The organism is Corallococcus sp. CA054B (assembly GCF_003611625.1).
GTDB lineage: Bacteria > Myxococcota > Myxococcia > Myxococcales > Myxococcaceae > Corallococcus > Corallococcus coralloides.
In genome coordinates this window covers 1-3,894 of the sequence record NZ_RAVY01000352.1, presented here as the reverse complement: position 1 = coordinate 3,894, position 3,894 = coordinate 1, and the positions used below count along the sequence as shown (strand labels likewise).

Annotated in this window: 5 protein-coding genes; 2 read left to right on the top strand and 3 right to left on the bottom strand. The window is 69.6% G+C overall.

Annotation, left to right across the window (positions count from 1 at the left end):
• The 3 genes from D7V80_RS40410 to ttcA all read right to left on the bottom strand — a co-directional run.
• On the bottom strand, positions 1-306 hold a 306-nt coding region (locus D7V80_RS40410; RefSeq protein ID WP_147447388.1), incomplete at its 3' end, for a PhnD/SsuA/transferrin family substrate-binding protein.
• A gap of 12 nt (positions 307-318) precedes the next feature.
• A complete protein-coding gene (locus D7V80_RS40405) occupies positions 319-1,143 on the bottom strand; it encodes a tellurite resistance TerB family protein (protein ID WP_120593084.1) in 825 nt (274 codons plus the stop codon).
• Positions 1,122-1,979, bottom strand: coding sequence for a tRNA 2-thiocytidine(32) synthetase TtcA (gene ttcA / locus D7V80_RS40400; RefSeq protein WP_120593083.1), 858 nt, complete (start codon positions 1,977-1,979; stop codon positions 1,122-1,124). Before ttcA ends, D7V80_RS40405 begins: the two co-directional genes overlap by 22 nt.
• 65 nt (positions 1,980-2,044) lie before the next feature.
• Here ttcA and D7V80_RS40395 point away from each other — a divergent pair, with 65 nt between their 5' ends.
• Entirely contained in the window at positions 2,045-3,214 is a 1,170-nt protein-coding gene (locus D7V80_RS40395) for a ribonuclease D (RefSeq protein WP_120593082.1), read from the top strand.
• 193 nt (positions 3,215-3,407) lie between these two features.
• Positions 3,408-3,764 (top strand): hypothetical protein, encoded by a 357-nt coding sequence (locus D7V80_RS40390; protein WP_120593081.1) that lies wholly within the window; start codon positions 3,408-3,410, stop codon positions 3,762-3,764.
• Positions 3,765-3,894: the final 130 nt, after the last annotated feature.

The following is a 3,894-nucleotide window of genomic DNA, read 5'->3' as shown; positions in this document are numbered from 1 at the left end:
CACCAGCGCGGAGCGGTAGCTGGACATGCCCCGGCGCACCCCGCGCGTCAGCACCCGCACGCCCATGGCCTCCATGCGCGCGCACACGAAGGGCGGCGCCCAGGCCGCGTCCGCTCGCCCGGACAAGAGGTCCTTGGCCAGCGTCTCGTAGCTGGTGGCGACATTCACCTCCACCAGCTTGCCCAATGCGCGCTGCAGGAACGACGCGAGCCGTTCCGCACGCTCACGCGCCGTTTCACTGCCCAGGGACGGCGGCAGGCCGAAACGGAAGGAGTGCCGCGAACCTGAGGGGACGTGCGGGGTCATACGACTCCCTGCTTACCCCTGCTGGTCCAACCGCGCCACTTCATCGTCCGCCAGACCGAACGTCGCCTGGAGCAGATCCAGGATCCGCTGCTCCGCGTGACTCGTCCGCCCGGACGCATGGGCAATCTTGGTGGCCAGCTGGTACGCCTTGACGCGCTGCGAGTGCGTGGCCAGCCCGTGCGCCAGGACCTGGAGCCGCTGGGGCAGCCCGTCCGTGGCCAGCGCCGCCACGGACTCGCTCACGAAGCCCTGCGCCCGCTCCGGGCTCACGTTCTGGAAGAGCGGATCCGCCGCGAAGCTCTCCACCATCGCGCGCGCCTCCGCCTCCTTCAGCTGGCCGTCCGCCGCCAGCACCAGGACCATCACCTCCGCGAACAGCCGCTCCAGGGGCTCGCCCAGCGCCTCCGACAGGCTGCCTCCCTGCTCGATGACGTCGATGATCTGCGCGACCTCGTCCTCGGAGATGCCCAGCGCCGCCTGGAACGTCTTGAGCAGCCCCAGCTCCGAGCGGGTGGCCCGCTGATCCGCCAGCGCCACCGCCGCCGCCAGGCCGAAGGCCAGCATCCGGTTCTTGTGGTCCGGCAGCCGCCGGCGCAGCGAGGAGAGGACCTCCTCCAGGTTGCGCGCCTCCGCCAGCCGCACCGCGCTGGTCTCCACCAGCAGGTTCAGCTCGTTGGACTGCGTGCCCTCGAACTCCGGGCGCTCCAGCACGCGGGCCAGGAGCGTCCGCATCTCGCGCTGGGACACGCTGCCGTCCGCCATGGCGGCCAGCAACATGGCCTCCACCAGCGCCGCGTTGCGCTCCTTGCGCGCCTTTACTGCCTGCTCTCGAGCCATGGACTGGCGCTCCCTTGCGTCTCGTGGGTGGGGGGGGTGGCCACAGGCCCGTCTTCCGTCGCGTTCAGCGGGTCCGGGTTCAGCGTCTTGTCCAAGAGGTGCGTGGGCCGCACGTTCGACATCGCGTTGAGCAGGCTCTGTCGGACGTTGGGGATCTCCTTGCCCAGGTCCTCCACCAGCTTCTGCATCCGCTTGCGCTGCAGGTTCTCCTGCGACCCGCACAGGTCGCAGGGGATGATGGGGAACTGCTTCGCCTCCGCGAACTGGATGATCTCCTTCTCCGGCGCGTAGCACAGCGGCCGGATGACCACGTTGCGGCCGTCGTCGCTCTTCAGGAGCGGCGGCATCGCCTTGAGGCTCCCGGCGAAGAACATGTTCAGGAGCATCGTGTGGATGAGGTCGTCGCGGTGGTGGCCCAGGGCGATCTTGTTGCAGCCCAGGTGCACGGCGGCGTTGTAGAGGATGCCCCGGCGCAGGCGCGAGCACACCGAGCACTGCGTCTTCCCGGGCGGGGTCTTCTCCAGGACGATGCTGTAGGTGTCCTCCTTCAGCATCTTGTAGGCGTAGCCTTCCTTCTGGAAGTAGCCCTCCAGGATGTGGCCGGGGAAGCCCGGGTGGCCCTGGTCCAGGTTCACGGCCAGCAAGTCGAACTTCACGGGGGCTCGCCGCTGCAGCTCCCGCAGCAGGTGGAGCATCGTGTAGGAGTCCTTGCCTCCCGACACGCCCACCATGATGCGGTCCCCGGCCTCGATGAGGCGGAAGTCCGCGATGGCCCGGCCCATGTGGCCAAGCAGGCTTTTTTCAAGACGTTGGGCGTCGTTCATCGGCGGGGCCATCCTAGCGGCGGTTCGGGAAAAAACACGTCAAAGGGGCAGGCCGGTCCGCTAGCCTGCTCCCCGCGATGCCGACCTTTCCTCAGGGTGCCTTGGATGTGGTGGACCGCGCGGGCGAGGAAGCCGCCACGCGGGTGCTGGAGGCCGCGCCGGAAGTGGCGGTGGACCTGGAGGCGGATGCCATGCACGCCTTCCGCGCCCGCCTGTGCTTCCTCCAGCTGGGCACCGACACCGACATCTTCCTCTTCGACACGCTCCAGCCGGGCGTGGATCCGCGCCTGCTCTGCCCCATGATGGAGGACCCCGCGCGCACCAAGTACTTCCACGCCGCCCAGGGCGACCTGCAGTTCCTGGCGGAGGCGGGCGTGCGCGTGCGCGGCCTCTTCGACACGCACCGCGCGGTGACGCTGCTGGGGTGGCCCAAGGTGGGTCTGGCGGACCTGGCGCGTGAGCGCCTGGGCGTGGAGCTGCCGAAGGAGCACCAGCAGTCCGACTTCTCCCTGCGTCCCCTGCCCCCGGGCATGCGCGACTACATCGCCAACGACGTGCGCTACCTCTGTGAGCTGGGCCGCCAGGTGCGCGACGCGTGCCGCGAGGCGGACATCCTGGAGGAGGTGCTGCTGGACTGCGAGCGCATGTGCGCGGAGGCCGAGGCCCGGCCGGAGGTGGGCGCCGAGTACAAGCCCAAGCTGTCGCGCACCGGCCTCAGCACGGCCCAGTACGCGCTCGCGTACGCCATCGCGCAGGGGCTGCACAAGCTGCGGCTGGAGTGGGCGGAGAAGGACAACGTGCCCATGGGCCGCATGCTGTCCAACATGGCCATCACCTACCTGGCCCTGAAGCAGCCGGACACGCACAAGGACCTGGCGCGCGCGGCCGGCGTGCGGGGCGCGGTGGTGCGCGCGCACGGCGACGACATCCTCGCCCTCATCCGCGACCTTCAGCAGAAGGCCACCCGGGGCGAGCTGGACCTGGACAAGGAGCCCAAGGGTCCGCGCGACCCCCACCGGCGCAAGCGCGAGGACGCGCTCAAGGCGTTCCGCGTCGAGCAGGCCACCCTGCGCAAGGTGACGCCCAGCGTGGTGCTCACCAATCCGCTGATGGACGCGCTGGCGTCGAAGCCTCCCGCGAGCGTGGAGGAGCTCTCGCAGCTGCCGTACCTCGGGGAAAAGCGGATCAAGCTGTACGGCGACAAGTTGATCGCGTTGCTCAAGCCCTTTCCGGTGCTGGGCAGCTGACGTTCCCCCGCGACGAAGAGGCAACTGCTGTACGATTCGGCTGAATCGTGCGCGGTGCTTCTGCATCCCTTGCCGGCTCGCTGTCCATGACCCCGGAACGCAGGTGTTGAGGCCCCATCTGCGCCTCCGGTGCTGGTTGCGAGAACGGCGTCCGTGCGTACCTTTGACGCCGCACAACAGGGAGGGCGTGGTCATGTTGGGAGCCAGGACAGGCGGGGCGCGGATCGAGGTCTCCCGGTGCATCGCCGCGAGCCTGAAGTGCCAGACGGCCTGCGAGGCCGGCATGGCGCGCCTGACGGCCCAGGGCGTCGCGGCGGATGACGACGCGGTGCGCCTGCTGCGCCAGTGCGCGGAGCTGTGCGAGCTCAACGTGCGCGCGCTCCAGAAGGAGAGCCGCCTGTCGCGCCGCACCGCCAGCCTGTGCTTCGAGCTGGGCAGCCAGGTGGCCCGCGCCGCGTGGCTGGAGGCGCAGGACCCGGACGCGCACGCGCTCGCGAGGGACGCGCTGCACCTGGCGCGCGCGTGCCGCCCGCTGGTGTTCGCGGCCTGAGGCTCTAATCCCCTTCAGGGAAGAGACCGAAGGGTGAAGGGAGTTACGCCATGAGGAGGCAGGAGGCTTCTCATGGCGTGGCAGCCGAGGAGGCTGACGACAGAGCAACTGGAGGAGCGCCGGTTGGAGG

Bases quoted from the DNA above. Each gene is read 5' to 3' on its own strand.
- D7V80_RS40395 (WP_120593082.1), top strand. From the start codon at position 2,045: ATGCCGACCTTTCCTCAGGGTGCCTTGGATGTGGTGGACCGCGCGGGC.
- D7V80_RS40390 (WP_120593081.1), top strand. From the start codon at position 3,408: ATGTTGGGAGCCAGGACAGGCGGGGCGCGGATCGAGGTCTCCCGGTGC.
- ttcA (WP_120593083.1), bottom strand. From the start codon at position 1,979: ATGGCCCCGCCGATGAACGACGCCCAACGTCTTGAAAAAAGCCTGCTT.
- D7V80_RS40405 (WP_120593084.1), bottom strand. From the start codon at position 1,143: ATGGCTCGAGAGCAGGCAGTAAAGGCGCGCAAGGAGCGCAACGCGGCG.